The organism is Methanosarcina sp. KYL-1 (assembly GCF_024372725.1).
In the GTDB taxonomy this organism is placed as follows: Archaea; Halobacteriota; Methanosarcinia; order Methanosarcinales; family Methanosarcinaceae; genus Methanosarcina.
Genome location: NZ_VOUA01000002.1, coordinates 137855 through 153643, shown reverse-complemented (window position 1 = coordinate 153643; position 15789 = coordinate 137855). Strand labels below are relative to the sequence as shown.

Below are 15789 nucleotides of genomic sequence, written 5' to 3'. Positions count from 1 at the left end.
AAAAGCGGAATAATTAAGAGAAAAACTACACCTTAGAAAGGAACAAAAGGATGGGAACCGGAAAGAAATTCAATAATTAAGCCCATTTCTTTTAGTAAGCATGAGCAAAGTCTCAATAGTCCGCTGCCCTGATTATTCGGATACAAAAAAAGCAATAGCTGAAGCTCTGGATCTCCTCGGGGGTCTCGAGGACATAATCAACCCGGGAGACTGCGTGCTTCTGAAACCAAACATCCTTGCAGCCACAGCCCCGGAAGCTGCTGCCACCACCCACCCGGCCGTGGTAGCTGCTATGTGCGAATTTGTGCTTGAGGCAGGAGGTAAACCGATTGTAGGGGACGGAGCAGGGATTTCCCACCCCGGAGCCACGGCAAAGGCCCTGAAAGCCTCAGGGATAGAAGAAGCTGCTCGAAAAGCCGGAGCAAAGGTAGTTAATTTTGAAACAGCGGGTTTTACTAAAGTAAAGGTCCCTGACCCCTTGCAGTTCAGGGAACTCTATCTTGCAAAGCCCGTCCTTGAAGCCGATGTTGTAATCTCCCTCCCGAAATTAAAAACCCATGAGCTCACCTACTACACAGGAGCGGTAAAGAATTTTTTCGGAGCCCTTCCTCTCAATTATAGAAAAAAAGCACACTACCTGGGAAAACGTGAACTTTTCGGAGAGGCCGTCGCTGACATTTACTCCGTAATCAGGCCCCGGTTTGCCGTCATGGACGGGGTCATGGGAATGGAGGGAAAAGGCCCTTCCCACGGGGACCCCATAAATTCGGGCTTGATCCTTGCAAGCCCTGACTGCGTGGCCCTTGACATCGTAGCGGCGGAACTGATAGGCTTTGATCCCCTGAAAATCCCCACAACCGCCGGAGCCCTCAAAAAAGGTTTTGGAAACCACTGTCCTGTTGTGGTGGGGACCCCGTTCAAAGAAGCCAGGATGAAATTCAAACCCTCTCATGGAGGGATCAGCACTGCCCCTCCCGTCCTGACCCGCCATCTCGGCAAATTCTTCACGATACACCCGAAAATAAACCAGAGAAAATGCACCCGCTGTGGGGCCTGCTATCTGAACTGCTCCCCACATGCCGTAGAACAAGCAGAAGACGGAAGTTTCCGGATCAACCCTGAAAAGTGCATCCTCTGTTACTGCTGCCGTGAACTCTGCCCGAATAATGCCGTGGAGATGAAAAAGTCCTTTCTGGCAAAGCTATTGACCAGCGACTTTTGATTGATTCCGGGTTTAAGGCTGGAACTTACAGGAGTTGGAAAATCGGGAAACTTTTCTGTTCATGTGTTGTAAATACCTTACCCCTGCGACCGAAAATGTCCACGATTGTATTTTGTGATCAATACCACTTTACAAAAAATGATATTTTTACCTATATATTTTGGGTTTAGTATTGGGTTACAATCATAGAATATCTAATCAAAATCGGTTTACAATCAAAGAATGTCTAATCAAAATTAACATAACGGTCAAATTTAGCCTATTCTATAGTATAAACTGAGAAAGAAGATATTATTCAAGAATCAGAACCATGGAACGGAGGTTTCACCTTTAAGGCTTGGAAAAAGGATCACAAACCCTGCTGCACATTTATAATGTCCTTCCGGGAAATGTATACAAACCCATCAACATCAAATTTATGTACAATTGTGACATAATAAAAAAATCATGCCTGAACTGGTGGAGATCCTTACCGAATCAAACCCCTGGTGGGCTAATAGGGGATTTGAAAGTGGAATTCAGAGGGAAAAATATATTATAAAAATAAAAAAGTGCCTGGAAAATGGAGACCTTACCGTCTTAAACGGGGTCAGGCGCTCAGGTAAAACCACCCTGTTGTACCAGCTGATCCGGGGACTAATAGAAACGGAGAAGGTACCTCCGGAGAAAATCCTTTTTGTCAACTTTGAAAACCCTGCTTTTGTTTTTCTTGAAAACCCCCTGCAAGAGGTCCTTGAAGCGTACAGAAGAGATGTCTGCAGCGAAAAAGGGACCTGCCTTATATTTGACGAAGTCCAGAACCTTCAGGGGTGGGAAGAAGAGATTCAGGCCCTTCAAAAAATAAATGAACACAGGATCATACTCTCGGTTTCTCCATCCAGACTTCTTGACTGCAAACTCATGGCCCTCATGTATGGGAGATACCAAAAAATCCAGGTATTTCCCCTTGATTTTTCAGAATACCTCCTTTTTAGGGAGGTGCTTCCCGGAACAAAACTGAACACCGAGGAAGCCCTTAAAGAAAACAAATACAGGATAATGAATTTACTGAAAACTTACCTGCATGAGGGAGGCTTTCCCAGAGTTGTGCTTGAAAAAGAAGAAATTCTCAAAAAAGAACATTTGCAGGGGCATTTTGACGGAATCATGTATCGGGACATCGTCCTCCGGAGTGAAGTAAGGAATGCCAGTGTACTTCAAGAACTTGTCTGTCACCTCCTTTCCGATTTCACAGATTCCTACTCATACAGGCAGCTGGGAAACCTGCTAAAGCTGGATTTTTCCACCCTTAAAGAATATATTTACTATTCAGGACAGGCAAACTTGCTCTTCGAAGTCCAGGCTTTCAACCCATCAGGAAAAACAGGAGGAAGGAAAAATAAAAAAATATATTGTATAGACAACGGACTCAGGAATTCAGTTGCCTCCGAGGTTTTTGAGTCTGAAAGCAAACTGGCTGAAAATCTGGTATACATTGAACTTATGAGAAGAGGATGCGAAGCATTTTATTGGGAAAACGGAAAGGAGGGAGCCCATTTTGTCATGGAGGATGATGACGGAAAGCTTACCGCATTGAGTGTGATCTATAAAGACAGGATTGAACCGGGAGAAATAAAACCCATTTTGGCCTTCTCAAAGGCTTTCGGGGCAGATGTGAAGGAACTGGTTTTGATCACCAAGGACACCGAAAAGGAAGAAGATGGAATAAAATATATTCCACTGTGGAAGTGGCTGCTGGATTCAAATTGAGGCCCTGCAGCATACGAAAAGGCCTGTAAAGAATGAGGAATCCGGCAATCAGATTATAATTTTTTCTATTTAGTCAGGATGAAAGCCCTTTTATCCCAGAACAAAAGAAATATGCATAGAAAGATTTCCTTTGCTGAAATAGCACCCCTGTGACTGTAAATCTAAAGGTGATGAGATGCTCTATACCTACTCGGATACGGAGTATGCCCCGGAAAAATGTTTCCTCTGCAAGGGAGCGGGGCACGCTGAAGGCAAGACCTGTGAAGCCTGCGGGGGAAGTGGAAACGTACTGGTTGCCCAGCCCCCGAGGATCTGTCCTCTATGCAACGGATCAGGACACACTGAAATAGGAATCTGCAGAGCCTGCGGTGGAAGCGGGTGGGCTCTACTTTGAACAAAACCTAATAAAATAACCGTTTCCAAACTATTTTTAATAAGATTTGATTACAATATCAGAATCTACCATAATTACTTTCCGTACCCTCTACAACCTCGTATGCTTCAATCCCATTCGGCTCATAATCCCAGTTCCAAAAAGAAGAGCTTCTGGCTGCTTATTACAAATTGACAATGGAATATAAACGAGATAAAAGAGATAAATTATCAGGTTATAATCATCCAGTAAGGTAAACAAAGTTAAAGAGAGTGTTTCTCATAAGAATCATCCAGCCAATTATCAGGTTATAACCATCCAGCTAACATATCCTGCATGGATATACTTTACATAAAACTGACTCAAGACTCGAGCATACCCCGGGTACTTACATGTCGCCTTCTTTTCCTTCACTTTCCCGCTCAAACCTGTCAATTACCGCTTTTTTTCCAGAATCTCTCCCTTCTTCTCCTCAGGCAGGCAGTCAAAACAGGTATCATACCGCACAGACTTATATTTTTTCTTACAAACAGGGCAGAGCTCCATCCCCCTGAGGATAGCGAAATGGCAGCGCCGGCAGAGAACAAGGGCATTTTCCAGGGACTCGTATTCTTCCTGGGCTTTTTCAATCTCTTCTTCAATCAGCTCCTTTACCCTGTTCTCTTCAAGCCATTCGTTGTAGAGCTTTTTGAAATTTCCCTCCTGGGTATCTTCAACCATGACCTCTCTGTACTGTTCTTCAAGGCCGGCGTGGTCAGGCTCGATTTTGTGTACCGTCGACGTCCTGTGCCAGTTGGGATGACTTTTATGGCGGTGTTTGCCTGTGAGGATGACTTCAAATTTCTGATATTTCTGCCTGTAGATCTCCCTGAACTGCTCATAGGCGATTCCGTAAATCTCAGAACGTATTCTGGAGGGAGAACTGGAAGCTGCCTGAGGGTTATGGACACGTAAGTGTTTGGAAGAGCCGCACCAGGCACAGGTCTTACCTTTCAGGAATTCGGCCCTTTTTTCCTTCCATTCCTTTGAGTTGCGTTTCATGTGAATACCGCGGTGAAGCTTCTGGAAGATGTGATAAGGATAATACGATTAATGAAATGGTCAATTTAGGTTTTAGAAATGATAGAGACGGCGTGGAATTAAACTATTACGGCCAAAGGCAAAAGAAGATGCACATAGTCAAATATATAAAGAAGACAGAATAAGGAGAAAGTAAAAGAAGAAGAATTACAAACCGGAAAAAATACAAAAATTCGAAATTCCGACTTTTTTAGAGAAATGACTACATGGAAGAGATTTCCGTTGCCTCACCCATATAATGATCAAAAAGTTCTTTTCCCCAGTACAGGGCTGAGGGCTCGGAGCCTTTGAGGTACTGCCCATCAAACCTGCCTTTCTTATTAAAAAGCCCGAGGATCAGAGTGTGGTCAGAAACCGCAATAAGTGCAGGAGTCTCCTGAGCTGATGCATCCAGTACGAAAACAGAGGAATTTTCCTGCTTAAGGATTTGCTCCGCTTCATTGTGGAAATCCTTTGCGAACCTCTCAAAAACCACCCTGAGAAAGACAAGCTTTAATTCAACCCCCTTCTTTGCCACGGACAAAAGGAAAGATGGTATATGGGGATGAAAATATGAAAAAAGCATCATAACTTCTGCAGGTTCGGAAAAATTTTCTACAATATCCGGAAATGAGTCAAATCCATGAGTAATTCCCGGTTCGACAGGGCAGCAGCCTTTTAGTTCCCCAATACGTTTTAAAAGGTGAAACGGAACCACATCAAGCTTCCGCTGGCTCCAGAAAAACTCATCACTCTCAAAAACACCTGCCGCATCAACAAGAGGCCGCGCCTTATTAACCAGAATTTCCCCAATAAGGGACAGGCGATACATATCCCCGTCCTGAACTATTATCCCCTCCTCTTTTAACTTTTTGACCTGAGGAAGAAAAGAAATTCGAGGAACCTGAAGCTCAATAAGCGCCTCACCAATACTTTTAGGGCCTTCCGCCAGCAACAATAAAAAATTCTTCCTTTTGTCGGAAAAAAGAAGAAGATTGACGAGCTGCAACCTCATCTTATATCATCCTCTCCGGTAAATTGAACCCTGCTGTCATAAAGGATCATTTATTTATTGGTCTCAGAAGAATATATTGATCATATAATCATTAGTTAATAGATATAAATATTATCGATGATATCAAATATAAATGTGAAAAAATAAAATAGAGACACATTAAAAATTAAAGGTAAAGGCAACAACCCCACCACCCGGGCCGGGTTCCAGAAAAACTTAAGCTTCCAGCGCTAAAGATGCCCAGTTTTGATTCAAAAAAACCAGCACTTAGGAAAAGAAATCAGCTTCCTGAACAAAAAAGCCACGTTACGGAAAGACGATATGGGAAGACGATAGATATTATAAAAAACTTCTTTGAAAGGGCTAGCAGGGAGGGCAGAAATGAAAAAAATAACTCTTATTTTACTTATACTGCTCCTGACTGTGGGAGCTGGATGTTCGGAAAAGGAAGCAGGGATTTCAGAAGACGCCACTATAACCCACAAAACCTACGGCGGTTTCATAAACCAGGAAATAGAGGTACAGGAACTTACCGTAAACCGTACTACAGTCATCTTCACGACATCAGACAGGAACGGAAACTTCCTGAAAACTTATGAAAAACCGCTCAATGAAAGCTCTTTTGATGATCTCATCGACCTTTTTGAAAAAAACGGCTTTCTTGAGATGGAAAAATCATACATAAGACAGGAAGGGCAGCCGATAGTCGCAGACGCCGGAGTCCTTGAAATCAGCCTGATTCAGAAGGATCTGACAAAAAAAGTAACCGTGGACCCATACTATTCCGAATACATGCCCGAAGGCCTGCAGGAAATCGATGCGGCACTGGTTGATCTTCGAGAGTACGCACTTTCTACCTATCCTGGGGACACAGAAGGAGAAACAGAAGAAGAGACAGAAGGAGAAACAGAAGGAGAAACAGAAAGAGAGACAGAAGGTGAAGCACAAAATGGAGAAGCTGGAGAAGAACCTCTCGTAGAACTTAAATACAGGGAACCTGAGAACGAATCGACTCCCTGGGACCAGTGGTATGCCGAAGGAAATATCCAGTTTATCAAAGCCCCCACCCAGGCCGAACTGATCATCGCGTACTACGGGAGCTTATATCATATAGAGGTAATCGATGTCAAAAGGCTTGAGGCATGTGATCTCTACTACACCTGCGGCGGGTATTTTTACGTGGCAAAAGTAAGGGAAAAAGACGCCGGAAAGATGAAGGAGCTGGGATGGACAGACATGGGGGAATTTTGATGAAGTAATGAAGAAAAAAGAGAAGTGAAGTGGAGACATCCTTCAATTTTACATCCAGAACTCCCCACCTTTTTTCCGGATCAAATGCCGGAAGAATCGGAAAAAGAATCAGTCGTCGCTGCTACTGCTGCTTTTGCTTTTCGTTGCTGTGACAGGCGGGTAATAGCAACTTGAGAGGGCTCCGTATACGAACTGGGTCGGGGCCATCCAGACAATGCCCGTGCCCTCAAAGGTCTGGAGGGCACCTTCTCCGCTGGTAAGGTTTCCGACCAGGTTCTTTGCAGACCTCTCTACCGTGAAATTGACTGAAGCCGACCTGAGGAACACAAAGTTCCCATCTACCTGCATCCTTTCATTGTTGAGTTCGTACTTCAGGACCTCGGCCGGAGGCACGGGGATTGCAAGCACGCAGAGACCTGTCCCGCTGATTTTGGTCTGGAACCATCCTTCGCCTCCGAAGAGCCCTGAGGAAAGGTTCTTCTGGACCGCAACTTCCACATTGACCCCGCTTTCGCAGCAGTAAAACATCCCCTTGTCAACGATAATAGCATCGTTGTCCAGATCTAGCAGGATAAAGTGGCTGAAACTGGGCTCAAGGAATACCTCCCCGGTACCCGAGTATGTAGGAGTGAATGCAGACTCGTTGGTCAATTTGTTCTTAATCAGCTTCTTGGCAAGCCCGCTAACACTGCCGGTCTCGCACTCTGCAGTGATGCGGCCCTTGTGGAAGTACAGGGCTCCCCTCTCGGTAGTTATAGAACTGTTCCTCAGGGTAACTTTCACCTGCTTGAGGCTCATTCCGGCTTTTTCCAGATAATACAGATTTTCGGCAAAGCAGACGTCCCGAAGCCCCCTGAGGCTCTTATACTCCAGAATCTCGATTTTTATTCCGTCTTTCTCAATGCATTCCAGCACATTGATGTTGTCATAAAATTGCTGCTCGATCGCTATACGAATCACCATTTTTACATTATTAAAATATACACTTTGTTCAATACAGAACTTATATAATATTCGTTAGAATAAGTATATCTACCTTTTTAAATATATTAATAACTTGGTAGAAAAAATTTTGACTAGTTAAGGCGGGCTAAGAGGACTGGTAAAGGGAAGCTTCAAGCCGGATCTCACAGGCATCCCGGCCGTAAAAACCGAGAACCATCAAACAACAGCCTGATATATGAAAAGAAGTTTTCAAGCTTGAGGCCTGACCGACCAGAGGGGCCGGCAGATCTCCCGGATCCAGAAAAGCAGCTGCAAGGAATGAACCTTCAAGGCTCCACCAAGACAAGGCCTTCCAGGATCTTTCCGGAAAAGTTCTGCCTAACATCCAGGTAATTAGGAAAGGAGCTTCATAAAAACTTTAATTTATATGTTTAACATATTGAATCAAGATGAATGTAATGTTGGGAGTCTTTATATTTATAATAACATTTGCAACAGCAATTGTATATTTTTCAAAAACAAAAAATTTGACATTCTCAACATTTCGCGATTCAATTTTTATAGCATTATTATTTGGAGCAATAGCTGCAAGTAGGCAGGAAATACGCGGGTACTAAGAGCCTATCCGAAAAGTCGGTAATGCAAGTCGAAAAGTTACAACAGGTCTATAATATCATGGCATCCCTTCTGGTTTTGCATATTGCTAATGATAAGTTACAGTAGGTCACAACACTTTTCGGATAGGCTCTAAGTCGATCAGCTCTTTAAAATAAGTATCTATTCTAAACATTCCGGATCCCCCGCTTCTTCATTTCCCAAATATACTTTGTGCGGTTTTCCCTCATAAAGGTTCATAATCTGCCTACGCAGCTTTGAAGGATACAGAGGCTGAGTATTGAGCGTTTTTATATCCAACCAATCAGATCCAATTTGATTCGTGTCACCGTGTAAGGCTGTGTTGGGAATCTCGGCGACATATTCACACAGGAAAACTAAATCCACTCGATGAAACCTCTCACCATGAACACCTTCAACAGCAAAAACCAGTTCTTTCGGAGTAACACTGATTCCCAATTCTTCGGAAACCTCACGACAAGCGGCATCAGGGAGCAGTTCCTCTGTTTCCTGCCCTCCGCCAGGCATGATATACCAAACTTCACCATTCTCCTGCAATTTTATTGCAAGCATCTTACCGTTTTTAATTATCAAAGCTTTTGCAGAATTTCTTATCAATTGACCCATAAGCTGCTCTCCCGATTATATAATAATCTCACTGGCAAATTTCTGTTTATCTGCATTATGCAATAACTTCCAACATTATACCATGTATATCCAAATGGGAAAAGACATACCTTCCCCTTGGCGGAAAGTATGTCTTTTTTTGATGCGAGATGTGCGATTCGAACGCGAATTCCTACGAAACTGGACTCTGAAAAACATATATCTATGTAATTTAGAGCCTATCCAAAAAGTGGTTGCCTGCTAACTTTCATAATATGCAATACAAAACCGGATGGCTACCCGATATCTGTGACTTTTAAGTATTTATTGCTGACTTTTCGGATAGGCTCTAAGAAGATTCGAGTAATTTTACTTATTTTATTTATGCTGTTGCCTGAATCTTTTTTATAGAAAATCTATCAAAACCTGAAAATCAATAGAATATGTTACTGACAAACGCAGACCCAAAAACCGGGAACCAGCAAACGACAGCAAGAGGCATGAAAATGAGTTTACAAGCTCAAGGCCTGACCGGACCGAGGGGCCGGCAGATCTCCCGGAAGATCCTGGCAAAAAACTTCCCTTCCCAAGGCAAGTTTCTTTCCCAAGAGCAGTTCCTTTTTTAGAGAGAAATTCACAGAAATTAAGCAGGTGAGCAAAGATTATGAATAGTTGGCAGAGTCCAGTCAAGCCTTTATTTATGCTGCTATGATCCATATCATGAGCAAAAGACTGGCTAAGATCGAACCTTTAAACAACTGAAAAATGAATATTCAGACAGCCTCTTAGTGTTTAGATGATTATAGATGACTACTTCCATTTCTTCACAGTTCCTGAAAGTAGGCTTTGAACCAAAAAAGAATAAAGCCGCCGGAGGGACTTGAACCCTCGGCCTGCTGATTACGAATCAGCCGCTATACCGCTAAGCCACGACGGCGCACAGGTCAGAGAATAAGCAGACTTAAAATAACGATCAAGGATTTAACTATTTCGCCTGAAAGGGAATTGTTTCCCCTGGAAGGAAAAGAGAAAAGCCGGTAGCTCACCTCCCTGTTTTTCTGTAATATTTGAGGAAGAACCATACGAACAGGGCAGTGATCAAAACGGATAAAGCGATTATGATATAGGTAAAGGTGGACATCCGAATCGAACTCCTAGATGAATTGGAAATGAGTTTTGTACAGGGATTTAAGCGGGTTTAAATGTTTAAACATTTTCTTTTTTACACATCAAAAAAAGGATTTGTTCCGGAAGCGGGACTTAAATCACCCGCACCTCAATACATATATTATACTGGTGCGGAGCATACGACCTCACAGTCCTTTTCTCGAGCACCTCAATTTCCCGGCCCACCCTTTCAGCAGCCTCCCGGATAAGTTTTATTGAACCCTCAAAGAGGTCATCTTCCGGAGTAATCCCGTAGTAGTGGATGATCCCTCCGGGTTTTGTGAGGAGGACGGCAGAGTCCAGGAACTCGCAGGCGTTATGGGGGAGGTTCATGATAACATGGTCGGCAGTGCCTGCAAACCTCAGGGCTTCTTCCCTTGCGTCGCCTTCGATTGCCTCGATATTTTTCACGGAATTAAGAGTGATGTTTTCCCTCAGGTAGCGGACTGCATCCGGGTTCTTATCGATTGCAATAACCCTTGCAGGCTTTTTGCTCTTTGCAAGGAGGACGCTGTAGGGGCCGACCCCGGCAAACATGTCAACGATTGTGTCCCCTTCCCGGACCATGGAGAGGATCCGCGAGCGTTCGGTGGAGAGGCGGGGGGTGAAGTATGCCCGCGCAAGGTCAACCTTGTAGCGGCAGCCGTATTCTTTGTGGACCGTCTCGGTCCTCGGCTCGCCTGCTACCACTTCAAATTCCCTTACCCGGAATTCCCCGATAACAGGAGTCAGGGGTCTCAGCACTGTCTTGACATTCGGCTGGGTCTTAAGCAGGGCGTCTGCAATTCTTGAAGCGGTTTCCTGCTCCAGTTCGGGGTCTTCAAGAAGAGCTATGTCCCCGATGATCTCATAACTCGGGGAAAAGCCCAGGAGGTCTTCCGGGGTGGGCTTCTTTTCCTGGGGCGTAAAATCGAAATCCGAAAGTTCTGCCTCCTCAGAGAGCGCCTCCAGTTCATGGGGTGCGGGTTCCCTGAAAAGGGGGAGATAAAGAAAAGTTTCATCCGAACCGATTTTCATGGAATTGTCAAGGAGATCAAGCTCAAGGAGCACTCGCCTTACAGGCTCTCCTTTCTTTTTGGGGACTTTTACGCACTGCCGTTTCATGGGACTTCGACCTTCTGACATCTATTCGCACATCTATTCGCACTTTTATTATAAACCTTCCCGGAGCGGCTCAAGCGGAAACACCTGAACCTGAAAAACATCCTCCGGAAAAAAAGAATGAGGAGGGGAAGAAGAAAAAATATTTTCATCAGGAAAAAAGGACAGGGTTATTATAGTTGATAGCAAACCAGACTCCGAAAAACACTAAAAAGATCCCGCAGGCATACATGATTATTTCATGCGCTTTTTGAGACAGCAGGGACTTCCCCCGACTGAAAGAGCCCGATACGGCAGTGAACCAGCTCAGGTCAGCCAGCCAGTGCCCGATTACGTAGGAAACTGCAACAATAATACCGAGTTCATATTCCCTAAGTACGAGCGCACTGCCTGCAGTGAGCCACCAGATCCAGAAATAGGGATTTGAAACCGAAGTGATAAGGCCTGCTGCAGCCGGGCTGGACGTAAGGTTCATGCCGCCCTTATTTGAAGACATGCCTGAGGAAGAGGCTGCCTTTGCGCCCTTTACCGTAAGCAGCCCGAAGACCACCAGAGCAAGCCCTCCGAGAAGGGAGACCGCAGAAATAGTGCCGCTCCCGACAAGCGAGGCTGCCCCAAAGAGGATAAGCACGCAGAGCACAAGCTCGATAAGCATGTGCCCGATGACCACTTCCGGGCCGGCAAGCCACCCTTTTTTGAGGGAAGTCTCTATAGTTGCAAAAAGCATGGGGCCCGGGACAAGGGCTCCGGTCAGCCCGACAGTGAAACCCAGGATAAGAGCTTTGGATATTTCAATTGCCAGCATCATTGATCTAAAAATTTTTTATAAATATATATTTTTTTTTTAAAAATGAAGCAGTTACTGAAAAGATGTATGAAGAAGAGGGCTGAGCAATAAACTTGCGGCTGTAACCTTACATGTCCCGGCGGTTGTACCAATCCGCACAGCTAAAGGGGATGATACAATAAAGAATTAAAAAATGGATAATGAAGAAAACCCTTTAGAGGATAATCTCGATATCCAGTTCTTCTGCAAGCTCTTTATACCTGTTCCGGATGGTAACTTCCGTGACCCCTGCAACATCTGCGACTTCCCGCTGGGTCCTCCGCTCACCGCAGAGAATGGAAGCGATATAAATCGCAGCGGCGGCAACGCCTGTGGGGCCCCTTCCGCTTGTGAGCTCTTTTTCGGAAGCCTGCCTGAGGATTTCGACGCTCTTGGACTGGACTTCTCCTTTGAGGTTCAGGCCTGAGCAGAACCTCGGGACATAGTCGATCGGGGAAGTCGGCATGAGCTTTAAGGCAAGTTCTCTGGAAATGAACCTGTAAGTCCTTCCGATTTCCTTCCGGCTCACCCTTGACACTTCTTCGATCTCATCAAGGGTCCTCGGGACACTGCACTGGCGGCAGGCGGCATAAAGTGCTGCTGCTGCCACGCCTTCAATGCTCCGCCCACGGATCAGGTTTTTGTCCACAGCTTTCCTGTAGACGACGGCTGCGGTTTCCCTGACAGTCCTGGGAAGACCCAGAGCCGAAGCCATCCGGTCCAGTTCGGACAGGGCGAACGCAAGGTTTCTTTCCGTTGCGTTGCTTACACGGATTCTCCTCTGCCATTTTCTTAAACGATATAACTGAGCACGGTTTTTGGAGGAGATGGACTTTCCGTAGGAGTCTCTGTTTCTCCAGTCAATCATCGTGGAAAGCCCTTTGTCGTGGATTGTATAGGTCATGGGCGCTCCCACACGGGAACGCTTCATGCGCTGATCGTGATCGAAAGCTCGCCATTCGGGCCCTTCATCAACAAAGTCGGCATCGACGACAAGTCCGCAGTCCCCGCACACGAGTTCAGCCCGCTCGTAGTCGTGCACCAGGTTCCTGCTTCCGCATTCCGGACACACGGCCTTTTCTTTCTCAAAACTTTGCTCCTTTTGTTTCTCCTTGCGAGCTTTGATCATGGCACGTATTTTTTCTCTTTCAAGAGTGTCCGAATAGCGAACTCTTTCGACTTCTACCATTTCATATCACCTTATAAGTTAACATGACCATATGTTTTCTGAGTGTCTGTAACTCCGATCCTGCGCCGCATTAAATGACAGGAGTTGTATAAAAAAATGGGACAAGAGATCTACAACCATATCCAGCGAAAAGTAAATATACTGTTTAAGGTTTGATCCGGACAAATAAAATAAACCGGGATCGAATATCAGATATCTCACCGAACATAGACCCTTTCATTGACCAGATCCCGAAATTCAGAATCAGGAATCTGCTTGAAGCCCTTCACTAAAAAATATGGATGATTCACTGGTCCAAAGACACTGATAATCGTCCCAATCCGTTTCAGAGCCTTGTCCACAACAACCGAGTTAAACCTTGGAGGGTTACCTGAGGCATTGTCGGATTTAATCTCATCCCCTCTGATAATCAGGTTTTTGCTACCTGACCTGTGCAGCACGGTACCGAGTCGTTTCATATTAGCCACAAATATATTTCAAGGCACGGGAACCATATATCCCATGCCACAAGCGAATCTAACTGCCAGCCTCAATAAGTATAAATAACGTAGACTGAAAAGCATATATAGTTCACATTAATCATATATAAACATATCGCAAGACCTATATTTGAAAGAACTGAAAAAAATGAGGATTAACAGGCCCTTACAAACAAAAAATCCAAAAATGTCTATATTTTTTAAAAAAGCAATGTCCCAACACATCCAAAAGTAAAAAGATTATTGCGAAGATATACATTAGTATATATATGAGTAAGTTTTACCGGCACATTCGATAGAGGGACCCTCTTCAATAGAAAAAATAATAAAAAGAATTTGCTCCAATTCAGCCCAAGTGTACCGTATATACTTGATTTGGAAGAAATGATACTCCTTAAAACTGCGATCCAGATTAAACTGTGATCCAGGTTAACCTGAATACTACCTGTGATACTATCTATGATACGAACGATTATTGACTGCCAGGCAACAGTTAAATCGTGAGTATAAGTTTGCTTTGAAGAATTAATAGGCAATAAATAATAGCTCTTTAGACTCTTTTTTGCTCAAAACATATTTAAAATCTGTAGCTTTTACTTCCCTTACATTTTTTTTGTACTTCTTTAACAACTGAACCAGCTGTTCTTCCGAAGGAATTCCATCACTTCTATAAGATACGACTATAATGCTGTCCTTGAATTTATCAAATAGTTTATCAAACGCAATATTAATTTTCTTTACATCATTCCAGACACAATATTCTCTTATCAGAGGTTTGTGTTTTCTCTCAGCATCAACCATACCTGGCCAGCATTCATATCCAGCTAATCCTTCTAAAAAATGATATGCATCTCTGTAATCTATAATTTCACCTTTTTCTGGAAGATAAGGGGTGTCAATGTATACAAGGTCATAGCTTCCGGGGATGTCAAAAACATCATAATTCAGAGCGTTACATTTTTCTCCATTAGAAAAAATGCAATTATTTACCTCTTTAACAAATTTAGAGAAATGTTCATTGAAGGGCTTGTCCCAGGTAACCTTGTTTCCAAAACTTCTCTTCACATCATTAAGTCTGAGATACAGGTTTTTCCGGTGGAATAAATTATAAGGCCTCTTAATAATACAGGCTTGAAATAAGCAATGCATTGCAATAGCTTTTTTATATTTATTTCCCAGCAGATTGATATTGGAAATAACCATATCAATCCAGGCATTTTCTTCATCCGTAAAATATGTTTCATTGAAAGTGTCCTGAACAAAAGTTGGGTATCTCAGAGTATCGTGTTTTTCCAGCAAAAAACTAACATCGGATTCATTTAATATTACACTGTCATTTTCGATAAGTGCAAATCCGGTGAAGAAGTTAAATTTTAATTTATCATTGTAAGTTACTTTTTTCCCTTCTTTTTTGGCTTTGTAAGCAACAGAACCGGTTCCCCCCATAGCATCTAAAAATGTATGGAAGTCTAAATCTTTTATTTCATCCCAGATCCAATCCAGAATCTTTTGTTTACTACCCCGATATCTGGTAGAAAAAATACAATCTTTTTTTGGAGTGATATTTTCTGGAGTGATATTTTCTGGAGTGATATTTTCTGGAGTGGTATTTTTTGGAGTGATATTTCTTGAGGTGGTATTTCTTGAGGTGGTATTTCTTGAGGTGGTATTTCTTGAGGTGGTATTTCTTGAGGTGGTATTTCTTGAGGTGGTATTTCTTGAGGTGGTATTTCTTGAGGTGGTATTTTTTGAGGTGGTATTTCTTGAGGTGGTATTTTTTGGAGTAGTATTGATATTTTCACTTTCAAAAAAATCACCTAATCTTATCGGAGAAGAATTCATTTCAAAACCCACGATTCTAATGATTAATAATCAGTGAACAGTTAAATTATTTTCCTGTTCTGGGGAAAGGAACCCTGCTGGGGCTTCAGGACAGAGGCTCGGGGCAGGGAATAACGCTCTGGGTATAGAATATATGGTTATGATATAAAGCGAAATTCTTTACATAAATAACTATAGATACGCATTTCGGATAGGGGCCGGGAATGTCCATAAAATAGAGATTTTATTAGTTTCACTTCCGTTATAAATTGTATATAATTTTGTAAGCCATGTGTTAAAATATACAGGAGGGGAAACCACAAGCTTATATATGAAATAGACATTGTTGGCAACAACCAAACCAAAGGTTT

General features: G+C 43.4%; 14 protein-coding genes, 1 tRNA gene and 1 pseudogene. 6 read left to right on the top strand and 10 right to left on the bottom strand.

Annotation, left to right across the window (positions count from 1 at the left end; translation table 11 throughout):
* Positions 1-100 precede the first annotated feature (100 nt).
* The 3 genes from FTO70_RS02695 (at position 101) to FTO70_RS02685 (ending at position 3365) form a co-directional block, all read left to right on the top strand.
* On the top strand, positions 101-1222 hold the full coding sequence (locus tag FTO70_RS02695; protein WP_255334155.1) for a DUF362 domain-containing protein: 1122 nt from the start codon (positions 101-103) through the stop codon (positions 1220-1222).
* 447 nt (positions 1223-1669) lie between these two features.
* A complete protein-coding gene (locus FTO70_RS02690) occupies positions 1670-2971 on the top strand; it encodes an ATP-binding protein (protein WP_255334154.1) in 1302 nt (433 codons plus the stop codon).
* 175 nt (positions 2972-3146) lie between these two features.
* Positions 3147-3365 carry a transcriptional regulator gene (locus tag FTO70_RS02685; protein ID WP_255334153.1) on the top strand — a complete coding sequence of 73 codons (219 nt, stop codon included), beginning with the start codon at positions 3147-3149 and terminating at the stop codon, positions 3363-3365.
* 414 nt (positions 3366-3779) lie between these two features.
* On the opposite strand, the gene FTO70_RS02680 is transcribed toward FTO70_RS02685, so the two are convergent.
* A complete protein-coding gene (locus tag FTO70_RS02680; RefSeq protein WP_255334152.1) occupies positions 3780-4385 on the bottom strand; it encodes a hypothetical protein in 606 nt (201 codons plus the stop codon).
* Positions 4386-4626: 241 nt separating this feature from the next.
* Positions 4627-5418, bottom strand: a complete 792-nt coding sequence (locus FTO70_RS02675; RefSeq protein WP_255334151.1) for a winged helix-turn-helix domain-containing protein — start codon at positions 5416-5418, stop codon at positions 4627-4629.
* 381 nt (positions 5419-5799) lie between these two features.
* Here FTO70_RS02675 and FTO70_RS02670 point away from each other — a divergent pair, with 381 nt between their 5' ends.
* The gene (locus FTO70_RS02670; RefSeq protein ID WP_255334150.1) at positions 5800-6669 is read left to right on the top strand and encodes a hypothetical protein; all 870 of its coding nucleotides are present in this window, start codon (positions 5800-5802) and stop codon (positions 6667-6669) included.
* Positions 6670-6777: 108 nt separating this feature from the next.
* Here FTO70_RS02670 and FTO70_RS02665 read toward each other — a convergent pair whose 3' ends face one another.
* Positions 6778-7632: an AIM24 family protein gene (locus FTO70_RS02665; protein WP_255334149.1), complete on the bottom strand. Its 855-nt coding sequence runs from the start codon at positions 7630-7632 to the stop codon at positions 6778-6780.
* Between the two features lie 431 nt (positions 7633-8063).
* On the opposite strand from FTO70_RS02665, the gene FTO70_RS02660 reads away from it, so the two are divergent.
* A complete protein-coding gene (locus FTO70_RS02660) occupies positions 8064-8231 on the top strand; it encodes a hypothetical protein (RefSeq protein WP_255334148.1) in 168 nt (55 codons plus the stop codon).
* A 160-nt stretch (positions 8232-8391) separates the two neighbouring features.
* Here the strand turns inward: FTO70_RS02660 and FTO70_RS02655 are convergent, their stop codons facing one another.
* Positions 8392-8856 carry an NUDIX domain-containing protein gene (locus FTO70_RS02655; protein WP_255334147.1) on the bottom strand — a complete coding sequence of 155 codons (465 nt, stop codon included), beginning with the start codon at positions 8854-8856 and terminating at the stop codon, positions 8392-8394.
* Between the two features lie 624 nt (positions 8857-9480).
* On the opposite strand from FTO70_RS02655, the pseudogene FTO70_RS02650 reads away from it, so the two are divergent.
* A pseudogene (locus FTO70_RS02650) lies at positions 9481-9597 on the top strand (IS5/IS1182 family transposase); the annotation flags it as partial.
* A 103-nt stretch (positions 9598-9700) separates the two neighbouring features.
* Here the strand turns inward: FTO70_RS02650 and FTO70_RS02645 are convergent.
* The 6 genes from FTO70_RS02645 to FTO70_RS02620 form a co-directional block, all read right to left on the bottom strand.
* Positions 9701-9772, bottom strand: a tRNA-Thr gene (locus tag FTO70_RS02645).
* Between the two features lie 323 nt (positions 9773-10095).
* Positions 10096-11106, bottom strand: a complete 1011-nt coding sequence (locus tag FTO70_RS02640) for a class I SAM-dependent methyltransferase family protein (protein ID WP_255334320.1) — start codon at positions 11104-11106, stop codon at positions 10096-10098.
* Between the two features lie 148 nt (positions 11107-11254).
* Positions 11255-11908 (bottom strand): LysE family transporter, encoded by a 654-nt coding sequence (locus tag FTO70_RS02635; protein WP_255334146.1) that lies wholly within the window; start codon positions 11906-11908, stop codon positions 11255-11257.
* Positions 11909-12104: 196 nt separating this feature from the next.
* The gene (locus tag FTO70_RS02630) at positions 12105-13118 is read right to left on the bottom strand and encodes a transcription initiation factor IIB (RefSeq protein WP_255334145.1); all 1014 of its coding nucleotides are present in this window, start codon (positions 13116-13118) and stop codon (positions 12105-12107) included.
* A gap of 197 nt (positions 13119-13315) precedes the next feature.
* The gene (locus FTO70_RS02625) at positions 13316-13576 is read right to left on the bottom strand and encodes a Gar1/Naf1 family protein (RefSeq protein WP_255334144.1); all 261 of its coding nucleotides are present in this window, start codon (positions 13574-13576) and stop codon (positions 13316-13318) included.
* A 546-nt stretch (positions 13577-14122) separates the two neighbouring features.
* Positions 14123-15451 carry a DNA adenine methylase gene (locus tag FTO70_RS02620; RefSeq protein WP_255334143.1) on the bottom strand — a complete coding sequence of 443 codons (1329 nt, stop codon included), beginning with the start codon at positions 15449-15451 and terminating at the stop codon, positions 14123-14125.
* Positions 15452-15789 lie beyond the last annotated feature (338 nt).

Bases quoted from the DNA above. Each gene is read 5' to 3' on its own strand.
- FTO70_RS02695 (WP_255334155.1), top strand. From the start codon at position 101: ATGAGCAAAGTCTCAATAGTCCGCTGCCCTGATTATTCGGATACAAAA.
- FTO70_RS02690 (WP_255334154.1), top strand. From the start codon at position 1,670: ATGCCTGAACTGGTGGAGATCCTTACCGAATCAAACCCCTGGTGGGCT.
- FTO70_RS02685 (WP_255334153.1), top strand. From the start codon at position 3,147: ATGCTCTATACCTACTCGGATACGGAGTATGCCCCGGAAAAATGTTTC.
- FTO70_RS02680 (WP_255334152.1), bottom strand. From the start codon at position 4,385: ATGAAACGCAACTCAAAGGAATGGAAGGAAAAAAGGGCCGAATTCCTG.
- FTO70_RS02675 (WP_255334151.1), bottom strand. From the start codon at position 5,418: ATGAGGTTGCAGCTCGTCAATCTTCTTCTTTTTTCCGACAAAAGGAAG.
- FTO70_RS02670 (WP_255334150.1), top strand. From the start codon at position 5,800: ATGAAAAAAATAACTCTTATTTTACTTATACTGCTCCTGACTGTGGGA.
- FTO70_RS02665 (WP_255334149.1), bottom strand. From the start codon at position 7,632: ATGGTGATTCGTATAGCGATCGAGCAGCAATTTTATGACAACATCAAT.
- FTO70_RS02660 (WP_255334148.1), top strand. From the start codon at position 8,064: ATGAATGTAATGTTGGGAGTCTTTATATTTATAATAACATTTGCAACA.
- FTO70_RS02655 (WP_255334147.1), bottom strand. From the start codon at position 8,856: ATGGGTCAATTGATAAGAAATTCTGCAAAAGCTTTGATAATTAAAAAC.
- FTO70_RS02640 (WP_255334320.1), bottom strand. From the start codon at position 11,106: ATGAAACGGCAGTGCGTAAAAGTCCCCAAAAAGAAAGGAGAGCCTGTA.
- FTO70_RS02635 (WP_255334146.1), bottom strand. From the start codon at position 11,908: ATGCTGGCAATTGAAATATCCAAAGCTCTTATCCTGGGTTTCACTGTC.
- FTO70_RS02630 (WP_255334145.1), bottom strand. From the start codon at position 13,118: ATGGTAGAAGTCGAAAGAGTTCGCTATTCGGACACTCTTGAAAGAGAA.
- FTO70_RS02625 (WP_255334144.1), bottom strand. From the start codon at position 13,576: ATGAAACGACTCGGTACCGTGCTGCACAGGTCAGGTAGCAAAAACCTG.